Source organism: Ardenticatenales bacterium (genome assembly GCA_020634515.1).
Classification (GTDB): domain Bacteria; phylum Chloroflexota; class Anaerolineae; order Promineifilales; family Promineifilaceae; genus JAGVTM01.
Window position 1 is genome coordinate 354802 of the sequence record JACKBL010000001.1, and the last position, 16610, is coordinate 371411.

The window sequence follows — 16610 nt, forward strand, 5'->3', positions numbered from 1 at the left end:
ATCATGGGGCGTCAACCCCTTGTTTGCCCTATTTGCCCTATCCCACCGCCTGCCTGTTTTGTTATAATAGCCACGTTCCCTTTCATGCCCATGGATATGACGATGACGCTGTTTTTCTTTTCCCTATCGCTTGCCGTGATGATCTTGCTGCCGCTGGTCCTGGCCGTCGCCTGGCGGCGGCGATTTGACACGCCCTGGTGGTTGTTCTGCCTGGGCATCCTTACGTTTGGGGCAGCGCAGGCGGTGCATCTGCCCGTCAATGACTTGCTGGGCCGATGGGGCGTGCTGCCCACGGATAGCGTGCCCACGGGGATGGCGCTGGTGCGGGCCGCTCTGCTCCTTGGATTGAGCGCGGGCCTGTTTGAGACGGTGGCGCGCGCGGTGGGGTATGTATTTCTCTTCCGGCGCGGCGCGGGGCGGCAGTGGGCGGATGGCGTCATGGTTGGCTTGGGGCATGGGGGCGTGGAGGCGATGGGGTTTGTGGCCGTGCTGGCCGCCAGCAGTTTCAGCAGCCTGTGGGCGATTCGCGGCAGCGATTTGAGTGCCTTGCCCATACCCGCCTCGCAAGCGGCGCTCGTCGCCCAGCAATTGCAGGCGATGCAACGTACCCCCTGGTTGCTGCTACTCCCAGCCCTGGAGCGCGTCATCGCTATCATTTTGCACGTCGTCCTCTCCCTCCTGGTGTGGACCGCTTTCCAGCGGCGCAACGCGATCTATGCGCTACTCGCGTTACTCTACCATGCCACATTCGACGCCGCCGCTGTGTATGTCACGCAATCCGGCGGTTCTTCCTGGGCTGTGTGGGGAACCATGCTGGGCCTGAGCCTGCCGGGCATCTTCTGGGTGTGGCGCACATGGCCGCGAGGCGTGGCTTCGCCATCGCGCCCATCCCCGCGAGTGGAATGGACGTTATTTGCCGCTGCCGTGGGCAAAGAACTGCGGGAGCAATGGCGCACGCGGCGGGTGTTGATCGTGGCCGCCGTTTTCCTCTTTTTTGGCCTCGGCTCACCCCTGATTGCCCGCTTCACGCCGGAGATTCTGCGCTCGGTGGCCGGCGCGGAACAGTTTGCCGACCTTATCCCCCAGCCAACCACGGCGGACGCATTGGGGCAGTACATCAAGAATCTGACGCAGTTCGGCTTCATCATCGCGTTGCTTTTGGGGATGGGCGCGGTGGCGGGGGAGAAGGAGCGGGGGATTGCGCCCATGATCCTGAGTAAACCGTTGCCCCGCTGGGCGTTCGTCCTCAGCAAGTTTACGGCGCAGGCGCTGGTGTATCTCGCTGCGTTCCTGCTGGCGGGGTTGGCGACGGCCTATTACACCAGCCTGCTATTCGCGCCGTTGGCGTTTGGCCCGTTTATGCTGGGGAATTTGCTGTTGCTGGTGTGGCTGCTGGTTTTTGCGGCGGCGACGCTGCTGGGAAGCACGGTCGCCAACAGTACGGGGGCGGCGGCGGGTCTGGGGCTGGTGCTGTCGGTGGGGCTGCTTGTGCTGGGGAGTCTGCCCATTATTGGGCCGCTCATGCCTTCTGGCCTCGTCGCCTGGGCTGCGCAATTAGGGCTGCCCGGAACCATCACCCCTAATGGCGGCGCGCTTGTTGCCGGCATAAACCTGATCATCCTCTTCCTGCTTTTCGCCGTCGCCAGCTTTGAGACCCAGGAACTGTAACATCGTAACCGGCAACCATCACACTGTCCCCTGACCACGCCCCCCTGCCCCCCGTATTTCCCAACCGGTTTCCCAAATATCCCAAATTTATCCCAAATTTATCCCAAATGGCGTATGGGATAACGATGACGACCATCTTCCCGGAAGCTGTTTGACTGCGAACAGTCTCCTAGCTTCCGGGAAGCTGTCGGTGGTCGTCACTTCAAGATGTAGTGCGTGCCCTTCTTGGAGCCGATTTTGAGCAGGACGCTTTTTTCCACCAGGTCCGCCAGGTCCAGGCGCAGGGTCTCCGCCGTCACGTCCGGGCAAAGCCGCTGATATTCGCGGTTGGTGATGCTGCCGTTTTCGCGCACGTAGGTGAGGGCACGCGCCTGCCGTTCGTTCATGCTGCCCGCCCACTTGGGGGCAGCAGCGGGAATCGCTTTGCGCCGGTTGGAGAGGAGGACGGTGAAGGAGTAGGGCGTGGCGCGGAAGGTGGGGGGCGGATGGCCTAGCTGCACCATGTCTTCGATCATCTGGTCAATGCCCAGCCCCAGTTCTTCGATGTAGCCCCATTGATAGAGGCCGTTGACCAGGCGGGGATTGCGGGAGTAGTGTTCTTCGACCAGGTTGTCCAGCGTCATGTAGCCGGGAAGGCCGCCGGGGCTGATCACTTCCATGCGGTCGTCAAACATGCGCACTTCGATGCGCCGCCCGCGAATGCGGTAGTCGCGGTGGGCAACGGCGTTGATCAGGGCCTCGCGCACGGCGAAGGGAGGGTATTCGGTGACTTCTTGCCGCTCAAGCTGGCGCAAGACTGCGCCGACGCGCATTTCTTCCCAGATGACGTTCCAGGCGCGTTCGACGACGCGGGCGAGGGGGCCGCTGATTTCGTCGCGGCGTCCGTAGCCGGCGCTGCCTTCTTCGCTGCTGCCGCGGGGTTCCGTGCCGGCAAATCGCACAAAAACCAGCCCACTCTGAGGCAAAAATATCTGGGGTTTGCGCGCGAAAAGGAGAATGCCGGCAACCGTCGGCTCCCCCTCATGATTCACCGCGCCAATCTCAAACAACAACTGTGGCAGCGCCGTCACACGGGCCGCCCCGCGCGCCTCCCGCTTCGCCAGATACTCCTGCAAAATATCCGCGTCGAAATCGTTCGTCGTCGCGCCCGGAACCACGTCCGATTCGTACTCCGCCGACCCGCGGCTGGTGGAGAGCTGGCTTATCTCATCCCCTAACACGGGGCGATTGTAGCTGCCGCTGCGGATGAGGACGCGCCCATCGTCCAGGCTGTGCAGTTCCAGGCCGCGCGGCACCTCAATGCCAATGAGGGTGTAGCTGCCATATTCTACTTGCTGCCAGCGGGTGGGCACGGGGGGCTGGCAGCGGCCGGCGGCTTCGCGCAGCGCCCCTTCCGCCTCTTCTTCCCAGATGGTTTCCGTGGGCTGCCCGTGTTCGTCCACCCCCAGGAGGACCGTGCCGCCGTTGGCATTGGCGAAGGCCACCAGGCACTCGGCCAGCGCTTCCACGTCGGCATAGGGCAAAAAAGCGAGGCGAGGGCCTGATTGGAGGGGTTTCATGAGTAGGGTCAGTCAAGGAGTTCGGTGGCCAGCGCGGCGCCGACAATACCTGCTTCGTTGCCTAATTCTGCCGGCACAATCCGCACCGGAACCGTCAGATAAGGCAGAAAACGGTCTAGCTTCTTGCTACCGCCGCCGCCCAGAATAATCAAATTCGGCCAGAAGAGGCCATAAATATGCCGCAGATACGCATCCAGGTTTGCCGCCCACGCCTCCCACGTCAGCTCTTGCTCAATCCGCGCCCGTTCCGACGCGGTATATTCGGCGTCATGCGCCTGGTTGGGTAGATAGAGGTGCCCCAACTCCGTGTTGGGCACCAACCGCCCATCCACAAACAGGGCGCTGCCGATGCCCGTGCCCAGCGTGAAGACGAACACCACGCCCTTTTGCTGCCGCCCCGCGCCAAAGCGCACCTCTGCTAATCCCGCCGCGTCCGCGTCATTCACCAGCTTCACCGGGCAGCCGGTGGCTTCACTGATTTTCGTCTGCCCGTCGTAGTCGATCCAGGTCTGGTCCACGTTGGCCGCTGTTTTCACCACGCCGTTCAGAATCGCCGCCGGAAATCCCACACCCAGCGGGCCGCTGTAGGCAAAATGGTCTACCAACTCTTGAATCACGCTAATGACGGCGTCGGGCGTGGCCGGTTTGGGGGTCAAAATACGGAGGCGTTCCGTCGCCAATTCTCCCCTATGTATATGCACGAGCGCCCCTTTGATACCTGTTCCCCCGACGTCAATGCCGAGTCTATGCATTGCTGCGTTCTCCTGGAAGTTTATTCTCTGTTTGCTGCAATTTGTCGTGTGCTGTTACTTTTGCGACCAGTTTTTGCAGGGTTTCGCTTGCGTTTTGGGCTGCTTTTTTGCCGGCATCCACGCCCTCTCCCGTCCGATGAAAATCAAACAACCCAAGCGTGCCCACATTGGGTCGCACCAGCAAATCCGGCGGCGAAATCGCCATCCGCGCCCGCACCCCCTGCGTCGTTAGAATATCCGACACCGCCGAAGCCACCTGCCAGATAGGCCGCCGCTGCGTGGCCGTCAGCGCCTTACCCAACAAGCCCGGCGCGCTGGCCGATGGCTCCACCACCGTGCCATAAGGCGCCGTATTGCTTAAATCAATGGCCAGGACATAGGTTGCGCCGCGCGCGCGCGCCACATCGAAGGGGACATTGTTCAACACGCCCCCATCGATCAGCAGCATCCCATTCCGTTGCACCGGTGGGGCCAAAATCGGGTACGCCGCCGACGCCAAAACCGCCGAAATCACGTCCCCCTCATCCAGCACCACCTCCTGGCGGTGTACCAGATCCACCGCGACCACCGCCAGCGGTATCTTCAGGTCCGCGAATGTTGGACGACCAATCGCGCTCTCAATCAGCGCCTCCGCTTTCACATTATCCGTGAAGGCGGGTTTGCTGCCGGGGAGCGAAAACAGTTGGGGCAGGTTGATCTCGGTCCAAAACGCGGCAATGGCGGCCAGGTCCATCCCCGCCGCCACCAATGCGCCAATAATCGCGCCGGCGCTGGTCCCCGTGATCAGGTCCGGCCACACGCCTAGCTCTCGCAGTGCCATGAGAAAGCCGATGTGGGCGGCGCCGCGCGCGCCGCCGCCGCCCAAAGCCAATCCGAGTTTCATCGCAACAAGCAGCTTCTGGTCCCCAAACCCGGTCTCTTGTCCTTGCGTCTCCGAAACCGTTTCGTTTCAACGTTACAAACGAAAAAGAGGATCATGATACGGTTCCGTAGAAATGGGGAAGTGGGGAAACGGGGGTGTCGGACCAGGTGATGGCGGCCAGGATGGCCTGACGCGCCGCATCCAGGTGGTCTTGCGCGTTGGCGTGAATGACGCAAACGGGATCGCCTGCCTGTCGCCAGTCGCCGATCTTCGTGGGCATCACCATCCCCACGCTATGGTCGATTGTCGCTCCTTTTTGCAGGCGCCCGCCGCCCAAATGTACGCATGCCCAACCAATGGCTCCGGTGTCCAGGGCTGCCACGTAGCCCTCTCGTGGCGCGGAAACGGTTTCTATAAATGCCGCCTGGGGCAGTGTGTCGGGGGAGTCCACCTGGTGGATGTCCCCGCCTTGCGCCGCCACCATCTGGCGGAATTTCGCCAGGCCAGTGCCGTTGGCGCGGGCGGCGGCGGCCATCTCTCTGGCCGCATCCAGCGTGTCCGCGCGGTTCCCCAGCAGCAGCATGTGCGCGGCGACCTCCTGGCAGTGGGACCAGAAGTCGACGGGGCCGCCGCCGCGGAGGGTGGCGATGGCTTCTCTGACTTCCAAAGCGTTGCCGATGGCGTGTCCCAGGGGTTGGTTCATGTCGGAGAGAAGGGCGGTGGTTTTTTTGCCGGCATCCTTGCCAATCCCCACCATCATCTCCGCCAGCGCCCGCGCCGCCGCCACCGTGGGCATAAACGCCCCGCTGCCCAACTTTACATCCAGGACAATGGCATCCGCGCCCCCGGCCAGTTTTTTTGACATAATCGAGGACGCGATCAACGGTAAACTGCTCACCGTCCCCGTCACATCCCGCAGCGCGTACAGCTTGCCATCCGCGGGGGCCAGTCGCGCCGTCTGCCCGGCCAACACCAGACCAATCTCCGCTAACTGCCGCCGAAATTGCGCCAGCGTCAGATCAGACGACCAGCCGCGAATCGCCTCCATCTTGTCCAGCGTGCCGCCGCTGGAACCGAGGCCGCGCCCACTCATCTTACCCACGGGCAGGCCACATGCCGCCACCAATGGTTGCACCACCAGCGTCGTCTTATCCCCCACGCCGCCCGACGAATGCTTATCCACCGTGAAGGGAACCACATCGTGCAGGTCCAACATATCCCCGGAATGGGCCATGGCCAGGGTCAGGGCCACAGTTTCCTGCCGATTCATGCCGCGAATGTACACGGCCATCGTCAGCGCCGCTGCTTGATAATCGGGGATGTCCCCCGCTGTGTAGGCGCGCACAAACCATTCGATCTGTGCCGCGCTCAGCTCGCCCCCGTCTCGTTTTGTCTCAATTAAGTTGGTGATGTTCATAGTTTAGGAACTCTGGAATATCAGGGGTCAGAATGTAAAGGGACCCTGCCACTTAAGCGCGACGCGCTTCCCCGCAATCTGATTGGAGAGCGAAAAACGTACTGCTTGACTCATACGAGCCGCGCTAAAGTTGGGCTGAATAGCATTCAGTACGCGGGGAGGAAAAACAAGCCACGCCTCAAATCTGTACTTTTCATGGGACCGTACATTGGGCGAGAAAACAAATGCATTATTGAAAAATCGCAAAAATGCAGGAAATTTTTCATTGACAGCTTCATCGAACCGCTCCTGAATCGTTATCTCGCTCCGTGAAGTCATGTTCAATTTCAACTCAACCATACAGAATTTGACATCGTCAAATAATGCGCAATCAATCCGTTGACTCTACTGAAAAAAGGCCAAAAACCGGGTTTTTTACACATGAACCACTCTGGTAATTTTGGCCGGGCACTCGAAAAACCCGGTTTTTTCAGTGAACCAGATGGTTTTTCCCCACGGATTCTCAATCAAGAGTGTGGCGGGGGCTGACGGAGCCGATCCGCGAATAATGCGAGGAGGGGATGCACCCTTTGGATCTTCTATTTCAAATTGGATTCGCTTGTCAAAATCAAAGCATTGTCTATTTTTGAGCCGAGAAGCAAATACGCTTTTTAGCCCCTTCAACATATCACGCACGCTACGTCTCCAGAAACATTTGATATAGTCGGTTAAAGTGGTTTGCCAATTCCAGGGAAACGGAATCAAGTACATTCTGATCAATCAACTTTGTTTCAGTATCCAGCACTGAGTGACAATGGCCATCACTGGTTAACGCATAGACACGGCACTGATCCGGTTCTAACCATAATTGATCGTCTTTGCCCTTTACTTGATGGGTAAACAGAAGAATGTTAATGACGCTCAATATGTAAGGGCTATGCGTTGTCAAAACAATCTGGCTGTTCGTGCTGTTAATCATTAAAGCTATCATTTCTAACAGTAGTTTTTGCGCTGTTGGAAACAGATGTGCTTCCGGTTCCTCTATGATGCGGCAGCCTTTTTCTTTATTCAGGACAACAAGAAAAATATCTTGCAAAATGCGGATCACCTCTTGTTGTCCTGAAGAAGCATCCGTTAAAGAGACCTCTCCGCCATCGAATTTGATTTTCTCGTAATTAGAATGGTCATAAGTTCCCTTGAGAATTTGATTCACTTTGGCTATCAACAATGGCAATGCCGGGTTGCCTCTACTATTGCTACCATTGAATTCCCGTGCGATTTTGTCCCCGATTAAACTCTCGAAATCATTTCCACGGAAAACCGTCTTTATATTTGCGACGTGTCGCATAAATTGGTACATCAGGTAAATATCTTTATCAAGCTTCGTCGCGGATGAAGTGGGAATGGGGGATGAGAACTCATCCTCACCGTAAGAATCAGACGTTCCGATTGATACGGCCAATGATTGTGAGAAAGCCTGTTCAAAAAAATCGTTGAAGGCCACAGTTGCATTGCGCCCGGCAGGATGAAAGACCAATGTTTGCGTATCGTCAACAAATGACCTGAAAGTAAAAGACGCGACGTCTCGCAAAGTGCGACGATAGGCAGCGCTTTCAAAGTCAAATCGTTTTTCTGAGTACCTGTGCAACTGCTGAAGGAGACGCTTTCCCTCACCCTGAGTGAGTTCATAGTACCAGTCATTGCCAGATATTGTGATAACCAGTTTTTTTCGACCATCAGGGAATTCGCCCTGGCACAGATGAATGTGTTTCTGTTCCGAAAAATAATACTTGATGTCGAACTTAGCCAGCTTTTGGATAGAACCAAAAATACGATAGAATTTTTTTCCAATGAGCGCCCAAAAAGCTCTTTGGAGATGCAAATCAGGCCCGTCAGAATCAACGAGGAGGGCAACGTACTCGTCTCGCAGAGACTTGAAGAAATAAATGAGTTTGGCTAACGTGCTTTTGCCGCTGGCTTGTTCTCCAATTAATAGGAGCGTATTCGCAACCTCAAGTTCGGCCTGGTTGACGGCCATGAAGTCTCTGACAATTAATCGCTGCATAGGGTCCTCACAAGCGTTTCTCTCGTTTGGTGTCGTGGCTTTTGCTTGCGGTCAACCTTCAATGGTTAGTGGGTGAATGCTAAATGCATTGAAGGGGTAGCACACTTCTAAATGTCTCAGGCGATACACATGAAAGAATGCTTCACATCGAAGAAGTATCAAAATTATAACATTTATCGTCAAGAGGGGGCAGAGGCGAAAAAAAGCCCGCTTCATCGTGAAAACGGGCTTTTGTGTGTCTTCAAATAGGCCTGGCTGTTGTGCTATTTAGGGTACGTGGGCCAGGGGGTGTGCCGGCATTGATCAGCCAAATAAGGTCTGGAACTTCATCACCGTGTTCAGATCGCCTTCGACCTTGATCTGACCCATCATGAACGCCGTCACCGGATTCAGCTCCCCTTTGACCATCTTCACGTAGTCCGGGGCATTCATGCGGATGGTGGCAGTCGGGGAGGCGGTTGTGCCTTCGGCCACGGAGCACGCTCCGTTAGCCACATTCACGTGCCATTGGCCGCCGCCCTCGCCGCTGAGGTCAAACTGCACGGTGGCATCCAGGTTGCCGGCCTTTCCCGCGTCAAATGTTTCCGCCATATGAGCAAACAAATCTGTAGCAGTGGTCATTAAAATTACTCCTTTGCGAATAGTGCTGGGGCAGAATATAAGAGTCCGCCAGACCCTTGTATTCTCGGTGCTGATGAGTGAGTGCCAGTCGGCGGCGCGCCAACCTGATCGCTTTGCCCGTTCTTGTGCTTTGAGAGATTCTTGCGGACAATAAAATGAGATGTGGAAGCGCGACGCGCCTGCCTTTCGTCCCGATTCCGATCAGGAACCCTGGTCAAGTGATCTTCATATGGAAATCAGAAGAGGACGGACTGTTGCCGGTGGCCCCTTCCGCTCCAGGCGAAAGTATATGTCGGGCACAGATGGGTGTCAAGATGACCGAGCAGACAAGATTGGCGAACCTTGACACAGAACGCCTGTTCGTGTATACTGGAACAAATGAGCGGATTAGGCTCAGTGTGCGCGCTTTAGTCACGGTGAGCATCTGGAGGCACTTCATGGGCGACACAGAAAAGTTGTCTAAGCGGCAACAAGCAATTCTCGAATATATCGGCCAATATGCACAGCGGCATAATAGACCCCCAACAATTCGTGAGATTGGCGAAGCCGTTGACATCAGTTCCACTTCTGTGGTCACATACAATTTGAACAAGCTGGTGGAAAAAGACCTGGTTTCCCGCGAGCGGGAAGTCTCCCGCGGCCTGAGTCTCACGAATAAGGCGCGCGAGAAGTTCAACATGGCGCGGGAGTCGGTCCAGAGTGCGCTGATGCGGATTCCGATCAAGGGGCAGATTGTGGCCGGCGAGCCGATCAACGTTGGCAACGACACTTTTGAGACATTCGACGAGGAAGATGTCGTGGAGGTTGCCAGCAGCATGTTGCCCAAACAGCAAAAGGATCTGTTTGCATTGCGTGTCAGTGGAGAATCCATGATCGACGCCATGGTTAATGATGGCGACATTGTGGTTATGAAGCAGCAGCAAACGGCGCACAATGGCGACATGGTAGCTGTCTGGCTCAACTCCAGCGATACCACGACGCTCAAATATTTCTTCCGTGAAGATGGGCGTGTGCGCTTACAGCCCGCCAATCCACAAATGAAGCCGATTTTCGTCGATGCGGATGACGTGACCGTGCAGGGCAAGGTCGTCATGGTGCTGCGGCAAACGCCATAGCGCTTCCCGTTTCCCGTCGCGGACGCCAGTAAATGTCGGCTTCCTTGATTGCGGCGGCGTTCAGGCAAAGTATAGAGTGAGCAGGCGGTCATCGGACCGCCTGTTTTGCGTTCTTGGGGAGGTGTCTCCAGGCCTAATGCGTTTTTCCCGTGTGGCACGCACAGGAATGGCATTAGCACGTGCGCCACGCCTCTGGCGGCTGCCCAAGTGATTGGGGGCATCCGACCACTCCTTGCCCTTACTGACTCGCCCGCCTATCCTCACGAACGTTCGCGTTTTCTTCACACGGACCGGTTGACTAATTCCAGAAAAAGAAGTACGATACAGAACGTATGTTCTGATTTTCGGGTTTTGCTCTCAAGTCAGTCAATTCCAACAGGGAAAGGCATTGTGATAGAAAAATGAGTACGCGCTCCGATATTTCCTGGGGAGAGCCGGAAGAAGCAACCGCTGAGCAATATGAACTGAGCGTGGGCGTGGCTGATGCAATGCTTCAGCCCGTGGCGGATGCCGATGGCGCGCGCCGGGGGGTGTATTTGGCGTGGGAGCGGCTATGCGCGTTGGGCGCGGATGTGCTGCATTCGTTAGGGGGGGGCAAGCTGCACGTTTCCCACGAGTCGGGGCGGTGGCAATTGCGTGTGCAGGCACGAGATGCGCTGCCGGTGTCGTTGGCGGCGCTGCAACAGCTTGTGCCGGCATTACCGCCCATCACGGCCGTCCTCGGTTTATCGCTGGAAGGGCAGCCGGTTGTGTTGGACTTGCAGCAGTCGGACGTTTCCCATGTACTGGTTTGTGGCGGGGAGAATGCCGGCAAAACCACCCTCCTGCAATCCATGGTCCTCTCCCTGGCACAAACCAACCGCCAGGCACGGATGCAACTCCTGATTATTGACCACGCCCCCGACGACGACATCCGCGAAAGCTCCGTGTGGGAACCGTTCCAGCAATTGCCACATTTGCTGTCCCCCATTCTCCGGCAAGTTGTCGAGACGGCGGACGCGCTGGCCTTCCTGGTGGAGGAGATGGACTATCGTTTGCGACAGCGGGTGGAAACGCCGGCCATAGTGGTTGTGATCGACAGACTCGTATCGCTGTTGGAGGATGGGGGGCAACCAATGCTTGATCCTTTGGTACGGCTGGCGCAACGGGGCGCGGATGCCGGCATTCACCTCCTCACCGCCACCCGCCATCCCGACGCCAATGTCCTGGACAATCTGCTGCGGGCCAACCTCAATCTGCGCATCGTGGGGCAGGTCGCTGACGCCCGCGTCGCCCGCGCGGCCACCGGCTTGCCCGACTCACAAGCGGAGTATTTACTGGGCGCGGGCGATTTCCTGGCCGTTGCCGGAGAAGATGTCGTGCAATTTCAGGCCGCCGCCTGTGCGCCGCGTGATCTGCCGCACTATTTGCGCCGCGTCCGCCATAGGCGCGACCCTGTTCTTCTTGCCCAGCCACTCAACATTCGCCCCTATCTTGCCGGGGCGGATGAAGAGAACGGGGACTGGCTTCAGACGTAAGATAGGCAAGCGTGTGCGACCGTGGGGAGATATGTCTTGAGCATAGCCCGGAGTTGACCCGCACTTCTTATAACCAAACCCAACCGGCCAATAACGACTATTTTCGATGGAGTTTTCGCCATGATGACTGGAATGCTCTGGCTAGACGACGATAAAGCGCGTTCTTTAGATGAGAAAGTGAAGCGGGCGGCGGCCTACTATGAGGAAAAGTATGGGCTGGCGGCGGAGCTTTGCCTGGTAAACAAGGCGATGTTGGCCGAGGCGCGCCAGGTGGACCAGGTTGAAGTACGTCCGGTGAACAACGTGATCTTGCATCACTTTTGGGTCGGGCGGGCACAGGATGCGGCGGCAAAGGGATCCCGCGCACATATTTGAGTTCACTGAAAAAACCGGGTTTTTCGAGTGCCCGGCCAAAATTACCAGAGTGGTTCATGTGTAAAAACCCGGTTTTTGGCCTTTTTTCAGTAGAGTCATTTAAGCAAAACAGATGGCTTGTCCAGCTTAAGCCTTAATCCTGCTGGAAAAGGCAAGATCGAAGCCCGTTTGCCCCATGGTGTTTCCGTCAGCCACATTAGACTGACCCGGTGCGGTCCACTGATTTTGACAGCGTGCCTGGCATCCCGACAAATGCGTCGTTTCGCTGTCTGCGCCCCTCATCGGTTCCATTGACGCCAAAGCCAATCAGTTTCGTCTCATCACTGTTCACAGACTTCATGCGCAAGGTCAATAGGAACGGAAACTGATTTGCAGTTGGGATCCGACCGGATTTGAGCAACAAAAAACGCCACGTTTGGAAACAAACGTGGCGTTTGGAGAGGCTTTCAGTCAATCAGTCAGGTTAAGAAACAAGCGTCCGCGGCTTTGTGTCCGGCAGGTTATGACATCGCCTGCCTGGCGGTTTCCACCAGGGCGGCAAATGCAGTTTCGTCTCGCACGGCAATATCGGCCAAAACTTTGCGGTCCAACTGCACGTTGGCCTGCTTCAAGCCATAAATGAAGCGGCTATAGCTGAGTCCATTGGCGCGTGCGCCCGCGTTGATGCGGGCAATCCACAACTGGCGGAAATCGCGGCGCCGCTGGCGGCGGTCACGATAGGCGTACCATTGAGACTTCATCATGGCCTCGTTAGCGCGGCGGAACAGCGTACTGCGCGTGCCCCACTGGCCCTTGGTCATGTTCAAGATTTTCTTATGACGACGTCGGGTTACGACGCCACCTTTTACTCGCATTGTTTATCTCCTCGCATTTCGATAAGCCTGGACACTCAAGCGAGGTCGCCGAGGCCAGGCAGCGATTGCCCGCGGCGGAGCCACGGGTAAAAACGGGTTCAGGCAGGCGGATTGGCCTTGTACTTCTTCAAGTAGGGGGCCATACGCATGATGCGCTTGCGATCTCCAGAGTGGGTGACTTCCAGCATCTGGTCCAGTTGGGCCTTAACACGCTTGGATTTGCGCCGACGCAAGTGGCTTTTGCCGCCTTTGGTGCGCATGATCTTGCCCGTGCTTGTCACCCGAAAACGCTTGGCGGCAGCCTTGTACGTCTTCAGCTTGTATTTCTTGGTTTTTGCTTTAGGCATTTTGACCTCTCACAAAAAAGCCCACGACGGGCTTTGTTTCATTACCTGACAGGGGGAAATGCCGGCATTCGCCGACAATCCGCCCGACCTACTCTTTCCCAGGCGACTATGCAATTGGCAGGTTCAACCCGGATAGCACTCAGGCGGGCGTCAGCATCATCACCATATTACGACCTTCCATGTTCGGCTCCTGTTCCACAGTTGCCACATCTTCCAGCTCTTTGGCGATGGCCGTCATAATGTCCATCCCGATCTGCGGGCGCGTAATCTCACGACCATAAAAACGGATGGAGACCTTCACTTTCTTGTCGCTCTCCAGCCATTTGCGCGCATTGCGGACCTTGATGTCGCGGTGAAAATCAGCCGTATCAATGCTGAAGCGAATCGTCTTGATCTCCACCTGCTTCTGTTGTTTACGTGCCTGACGTTCCTTCTTGGTCTGTTCGTAGGAGAACTTGCCATAATCCAGGATACGAGCGACCGGAGGGTTGGCCTGTGGCGCAACTTCTACCAGGTCCAGGCCAGCCAGACGCGCTTTATCCAGCGCATCCCGCAAAGAAACGACACCATGGTTAGTCCCGTCCTGATCGATCAGGCGCACTTCTCGCGCCCGAATACGATTGTTGACCCGATATCCTGAATCCTTCCTCGTCGTTGTACGTGATCTTTTCCTAGTTATCCTTACCTCTCTTTTTTGTGCTGTATTGAGCCAAACAACAATAATCTGGCCGGGGGCCAGAGATGGGCGATCATATCACAAGGATATGGCCCCGTCAAACCTGGCAGCCGGCAAAACAGCGGTGGAACGACGTCAATGCGCGTCGAACTTAGCCTGACCACGATTGCAGCTCAATGACATTGCCTTCCGGGTCGGTGACGTAGCACCAGGTTACTTGTGCGCCCGTCGCCAGTTGCAGCGTGACGATCTCGCCGACAGCCCGCCCGCCGGCCTGCAAGACAGCTTCCCGCGCCACGCCTACATCCGTCACGGAAAAGGCAATGTGCCCAAAGCCGGGCCGGTTGACGGCGGGTTGCTCCCGTTCGCGCAAAATGTTGTAGTTGAATATCTCCAGCGTGGGGCCGTCGTCGCCGTATCCGGGCAGACGCAAATGGACGCCGCGCAGGCGCGCGCCGGGGATCCCCGTGCCCGCGGAGAGTTTTTCGCCCATGAAGTCGCGCTCAGGCGGAACGGGAACGCAGTCGAAGAGTTCCTGATAGAAGCGCGCGAGCGCCTGCCAATCTTCGGCGATCAGGTTCGTATGGACGTATCGTGGGTTGAGGTTCATGGTTTGTAATAGCTGCCAGTTGGTGGTTGATGGTTGACGAATGGGAGAAGCGGCGTTTACGCTGCCGGCATCCGTTGTTTGTTCATCAGAAAGCATTGATTAGGGCAATGAGGCGGGCGCGGGTGCGTGGGGTGAGGCCGGGGAGAGCGTGAGGGCGGGGTGCGAGGGCAACCGGGCGCAGGTGCAACAAGGCGGAACGCAAGGGACGGGGTTCCAGCAAAACGGCTTCGATGGCGGACAGCGGATAGGCGTGGGTGGTGACGCGCCACCAGGTACGCCGCCGCACCGTGAGGTTGCCGCCTTTTTGCAGCGTCAGGGTGACGATGGGGAGCAGGCTCCACAGCAGCAGCCCCAGGAGCAGGGGAGCCACCAGGAGCAGGTAGCGATACCAGGGGTAGAAACTGACGATGGTGAGGGTGTCTCGCTCCCAATCGGCCAGGAATTCGTTGATGCGCACCGTCAGGTCGCGTTGTCGCCAGTAGCCGCCCGCCCAAACATGGGTAATGGGTTGTTCGCCGCCGTCGGTGATGAGGCTGACGCGGTAGATGCCGCCCTCCCCCGCCAATTTCGCGCCACGCACTTCGAATGTTTCCGTGGCGCCGGGCAGCCCCAGCCAGCCGGCGCGATAGTCGCAACTGACGGTTCCCGGCCCCAGGCGGGTGCAGTGGAGGGAGATGACTTTTCCGCCCATGGTGAGCAGGAAAATGCCGGCAATCATCAACCCAACAACCACACCACGCCCCCAGGTAGAGAAGCAGCGAATTTCCAGCAAGTCGGCGGCGTGATGGCGCAGTTGGAACATGGGCAACAGGCAACAATCAACGAAAGACTCAAAGATGCAACTCTTGCTTGAGCGCGTGCAACAGGGCGTCTACATCCGATTGGCCGTTGTAGCCTTGAATGGAAATGCGGATGAACTGCCGGTCGCGCCACTGGATGCAGGGGATCTCGATACGGTGACGTTGCAGGAGCGCATTCTTAAAAGCAGGCAGGTCGGCCTGGTGCGGCAAGGCGGCAATGCCCATCTGATGATAGAAACCGGCATCGTGGGGGTACATGGGCGGCAGGCCGGTGAGGGCGTTGATGCGGTCGAGCGCCTGGCGCACGAGGGCGTGGCACACTTGCCGCACGGTGGGCCAGTCGTGTTCCGCCTGGAAGTCGATGGCCGCGGGCACGCTCAGGTAGGCGGAAACGTCGTCCGTGCCCAACCATTGCAGATAATCGAGAAAGTCGGAGCCGAAGGTGAAGGTTTTGGCCGGTCCCCACCCCCAACTAATGACCAGCGGTTGCAGCAGGTGTTGCACCTGGGGGTGGGCGTAGAGGAAAGCGGAGCCTTTGGGGCTACAGAGCCACTTGTGCCCATTGCTGGTGTAGAAGTCCGCGCCGAGGGTGGCCATGTCCAGGGGAATCTGGCCCAGGGCGTGCGCGCCATCCACGACGGTGAGGATGTTGGCGGCGCGGGCACGAGCGCAAATTTCGGCGACGGGGAGGCAGAGGGCGGTGGGGGAGGTGATGTGGCTGAGGAAGATGACTTTGGTGCGGGGGGTGACGCCTTGCCATAGTTGATCTATGATGGCGGTGGGGGTGGATGCCGGCATTTCCACCGATCGCACCACATACTCAAACCCCCGTTCCTGGCTCAGAAAACGCCACGCATTATCACACGCCCCATATTCATGATCCGTCGTCAGCACCGCGTCCCCCGGACCCAGCGGCAGCGAGCGCGCCACCACATTCACGCCAAACGTCGCATTAGGAACGTAGGCCAGGTTAGCGGGGTCAGCCTTAACATAAGCTGCCAGCGCTGCACGCGCCTCGGCCAGATATTGCGCCAGGTCTGTACCCAGAAACTGTACCGGTTGCCACTCCAGCCGCCGCTGCCACTCGTGATACGCTTCAAAAACAGGGCGCGGCGTGGCTCCAAAGGAACCATGATTAAGGAAAACCACATTGGGATCAAGGAGAAATTTCTCTTTCAGATTTGTCATGGGTGAAGGGTCTCTATTTTTTCCAGGATGTTATCTGAATTCACCCAATCTTGCAGATTTTTCATCCAATAACCCAAGTGCCCACCTGGAAATTGAAACGCAAAAAGCGTGTCTTTTCGACGCGCCTTCGCGGAGAAATCTCGATTGCCAGGCAAAAAGGAGGGGAATTTCTCGCAGGACCTCGAAATGACATGGATAGTGTTGC

Annotated in this window: 17 protein-coding genes; 4 read left to right on the forward strand and 13 right to left on the reverse strand. The window is 57.4% G+C overall.

Translation table 11 applies throughout. The features are described from left to right. The first annotated feature begins 102 nt into the window (after positions 1-102). Positions 103-1668 carry a YhfC family intramembrane metalloprotease gene (locus tag H6650_01300; GenBank protein MCB8950627.1) on the forward strand — a complete coding sequence of 522 codons (1566 nt, stop codon included), beginning with the start codon at positions 103-105 and terminating at the stop codon, positions 1666-1668. A 197-nt stretch (positions 1669-1865) separates the two neighbouring features. On the opposite strand, the gene H6650_01305 is transcribed toward H6650_01300, so the two are convergent. The 7 genes from H6650_01305 to H6650_01335 form a co-directional block, all read right to left on the reverse strand. After that, positions 1866-3227 (reverse strand): putative DNA binding domain-containing protein, encoded by a 1362-nt coding sequence (locus tag H6650_01305; GenBank protein ID MCB8950628.1) that lies wholly within the window; start codon positions 3225-3227, stop codon positions 1866-1868. Positions 3228-3235: 8 nt separating this feature from the next. Then, positions 3236-3979 (reverse strand): ROK family protein, encoded by a 744-nt coding sequence (locus H6650_01310; GenBank protein ID MCB8950629.1) that lies wholly within the window; start codon positions 3977-3979, stop codon positions 3236-3238. Continuing rightward, positions 3972-4862 (reverse strand): patatin-like phospholipase family protein, encoded by an 891-nt coding sequence (locus H6650_01315; protein ID MCB8950630.1) that lies wholly within the window; start codon positions 4860-4862, stop codon positions 3972-3974. Before H6650_01315 ends, H6650_01310 begins: the two co-directional genes overlap by 8 nt. A gap of 91 nt (positions 4863-4953) precedes the next feature. Further along, positions 4954-6258, reverse strand: a complete 1305-nt coding sequence (locus tag H6650_01320) for a thymidine phosphorylase (protein MCB8950631.1) — start codon at positions 6256-6258, stop codon at positions 4954-4956. A gap of 414 nt (positions 6259-6672) precedes the next feature. Beyond that, positions 6673-6933: a hypothetical protein gene (locus H6650_01325; GenBank protein MCB8950632.1), complete on the reverse strand. Its 261-nt coding sequence runs from the start codon at positions 6931-6933 to the stop codon at positions 6673-6675. Position 6934: 1 nt separating this feature from the next. Then, on the reverse strand, positions 6935-8302 hold the full coding sequence (locus H6650_01330; GenBank protein MCB8950633.1) for an AAA family ATPase: 1368 nt from the start codon (positions 8300-8302) through the stop codon (positions 6935-6937). Positions 8303-8605: 303 nt separating this feature from the next. After that, positions 8606-8923 carry an SCP2 sterol-binding domain-containing protein gene (locus tag H6650_01335; GenBank protein ID MCB8950634.1) on the reverse strand — a complete coding sequence of 106 codons (318 nt, stop codon included), beginning with the start codon at positions 8921-8923 and terminating at the stop codon, positions 8606-8608. A 314-nt stretch (positions 8924-9237) separates the two neighbouring features. Here H6650_01335 and lexA point away from each other — a divergent pair, with 314 nt between their 5' ends. The 3 genes from lexA (at position 9238) to H6650_01350 (ending at position 11930) form a co-directional block, all read left to right on the forward strand. Then, complete coding sequence (gene lexA / locus H6650_01340) at positions 9238-10038, forward strand: transcriptional repressor LexA (protein MCB8950635.1); 801 nt, start codon at positions 9238-9240, stop codon at positions 10036-10038. A 401-nt stretch (positions 10039-10439) separates the two neighbouring features. Next, a complete protein-coding gene (locus tag H6650_01345; protein MCB8950636.1) occupies positions 10440-11555 on the forward strand; it encodes a hypothetical protein in 1116 nt (371 codons plus the stop codon). A 120-nt stretch (positions 11556-11675) separates the two neighbouring features. Next, entirely contained in the window at positions 11676-11930 is a 255-nt protein-coding gene (locus H6650_01350) for a hypothetical protein (GenBank protein ID MCB8950637.1), read from the forward strand. A 500-nt stretch (positions 11931-12430) separates the two neighbouring features. On the opposite strand, the gene rplT is transcribed toward H6650_01350, so the two are convergent. The 6 genes from rplT to H6650_01380 form a co-directional block, all read right to left on the reverse strand. Continuing rightward, a complete protein-coding gene (gene rplT, locus H6650_01355; protein ID MCB8950638.1) occupies positions 12431-12784 on the reverse strand; it encodes a 50S ribosomal protein L20 in 354 nt (117 codons plus the stop codon). 98 nt (positions 12785-12882) lie between these two features. Continuing rightward, entirely contained in the window at positions 12883-13131 is a 249-nt protein-coding gene (gene rpmI / locus H6650_01360; protein MCB8950639.1) for a 50S ribosomal protein L35, read from the reverse strand. Between the two features lie 139 nt (positions 13132-13270). After that, positions 13271-13810: a translation initiation factor IF-3 gene (locus tag H6650_01365; protein ID MCB8950640.1), complete on the reverse strand. Its 540-nt coding sequence runs from the start codon at positions 13808-13810 to the stop codon at positions 13271-13273. Between the two features lie 148 nt (positions 13811-13958). Next, positions 13959-14417 (reverse strand): VOC family protein, encoded by a 459-nt coding sequence (locus H6650_01370; GenBank protein ID MCB8950641.1) that lies wholly within the window; start codon positions 14415-14417, stop codon positions 13959-13961. Between the two features lie 85 nt (positions 14418-14502). Beyond that, complete coding sequence (locus H6650_01375) at positions 14503-15219, reverse strand: hypothetical protein (protein MCB8950642.1); 717 nt, start codon at positions 15217-15219, stop codon at positions 14503-14505. Positions 15220-15247: 28 nt separating this feature from the next. Next, positions 15248-16405 carry an aminotransferase class V-fold PLP-dependent enzyme gene (locus tag H6650_01380; GenBank protein MCB8950643.1) on the reverse strand — a complete coding sequence of 386 codons (1158 nt, stop codon included), beginning with the start codon at positions 16403-16405 and terminating at the stop codon, positions 15248-15250. Positions 16406-16610: the final 205 nt, after the last annotated feature.

Bases quoted from the DNA above. Each gene is read 5' to 3' on its own strand.
- H6650_01300 (MCB8950627.1), top strand. From the start codon at position 103: ATGACGCTGTTTTTCTTTTCCCTATCGCTTGCCGTGATGATCTTGCTG.
- H6650_01305 (MCB8950628.1), bottom strand. From the start codon at position 3,227: ATGAAACCCCTCCAATCAGGCCCTCGCCTCGCTTTTTTGCCCTATGCC.
- H6650_01310 (MCB8950629.1), bottom strand. From the start codon at position 3,979: ATGCATAGACTCGGCATTGACGTCGGGGGAACAGGTATCAAAGGGGCG.
- H6650_01315 (MCB8950630.1), bottom strand. From the start codon at position 4,862: ATGAAACTCGGATTGGCTTTGGGCGGCGGCGGCGCGCGCGGCGCCGCC.
- H6650_01320 (MCB8950631.1), bottom strand. From the start codon at position 6,258: ATGAACATCACCAACTTAATTGAGACAAAACGAGACGGGGGCGAGCTG.
- H6650_01330 (MCB8950633.1), bottom strand. From the start codon at position 8,302: ATGCAGCGATTAATTGTCAGAGACTTCATGGCCGTCAACCAGGCCGAA.
- H6650_01335 (MCB8950634.1), bottom strand. From the start codon at position 8,923: ATGACCACTGCTACAGATTTGTTTGCTCATATGGCGGAAACATTTGAC.
- lexA (MCB8950635.1), top strand. From the start codon at position 9,238: ATGACCGAGCAGACAAGATTGGCGAACCTTGACACAGAACGCCTGTTC.
- H6650_01345 (MCB8950636.1), top strand. From the start codon at position 10,440: ATGAGTACGCGCTCCGATATTTCCTGGGGAGAGCCGGAAGAAGCAACC.
- H6650_01350 (MCB8950637.1), top strand. From the start codon at position 11,676: ATGATGACTGGAATGCTCTGGCTAGACGACGATAAAGCGCGTTCTTTA.
- rplT (MCB8950638.1), bottom strand. From the start codon at position 12,784: ATGCGAGTAAAAGGTGGCGTCGTAACCCGACGTCGTCATAAGAAAATC.
- rpmI (MCB8950639.1), bottom strand. From the start codon at position 13,131: ATGCCTAAAGCAAAAACCAAGAAATACAAGCTGAAGACGTACAAGGCT.
- H6650_01370 (MCB8950641.1), bottom strand. From the start codon at position 14,417: ATGAACCTCAACCCACGATACGTCCATACGAACCTGATCGCCGAAGAT.
- H6650_01375 (MCB8950642.1), bottom strand. From the start codon at position 15,219: ATGTTCCAACTGCGCCATCACGCCGCCGACTTGCTGGAAATTCGCTGC.
- H6650_01380 (MCB8950643.1), bottom strand. From the start codon at position 16,405: ATGACAAATCTGAAAGAGAAATTTCTCCTTGATCCCAATGTGGTTTTC.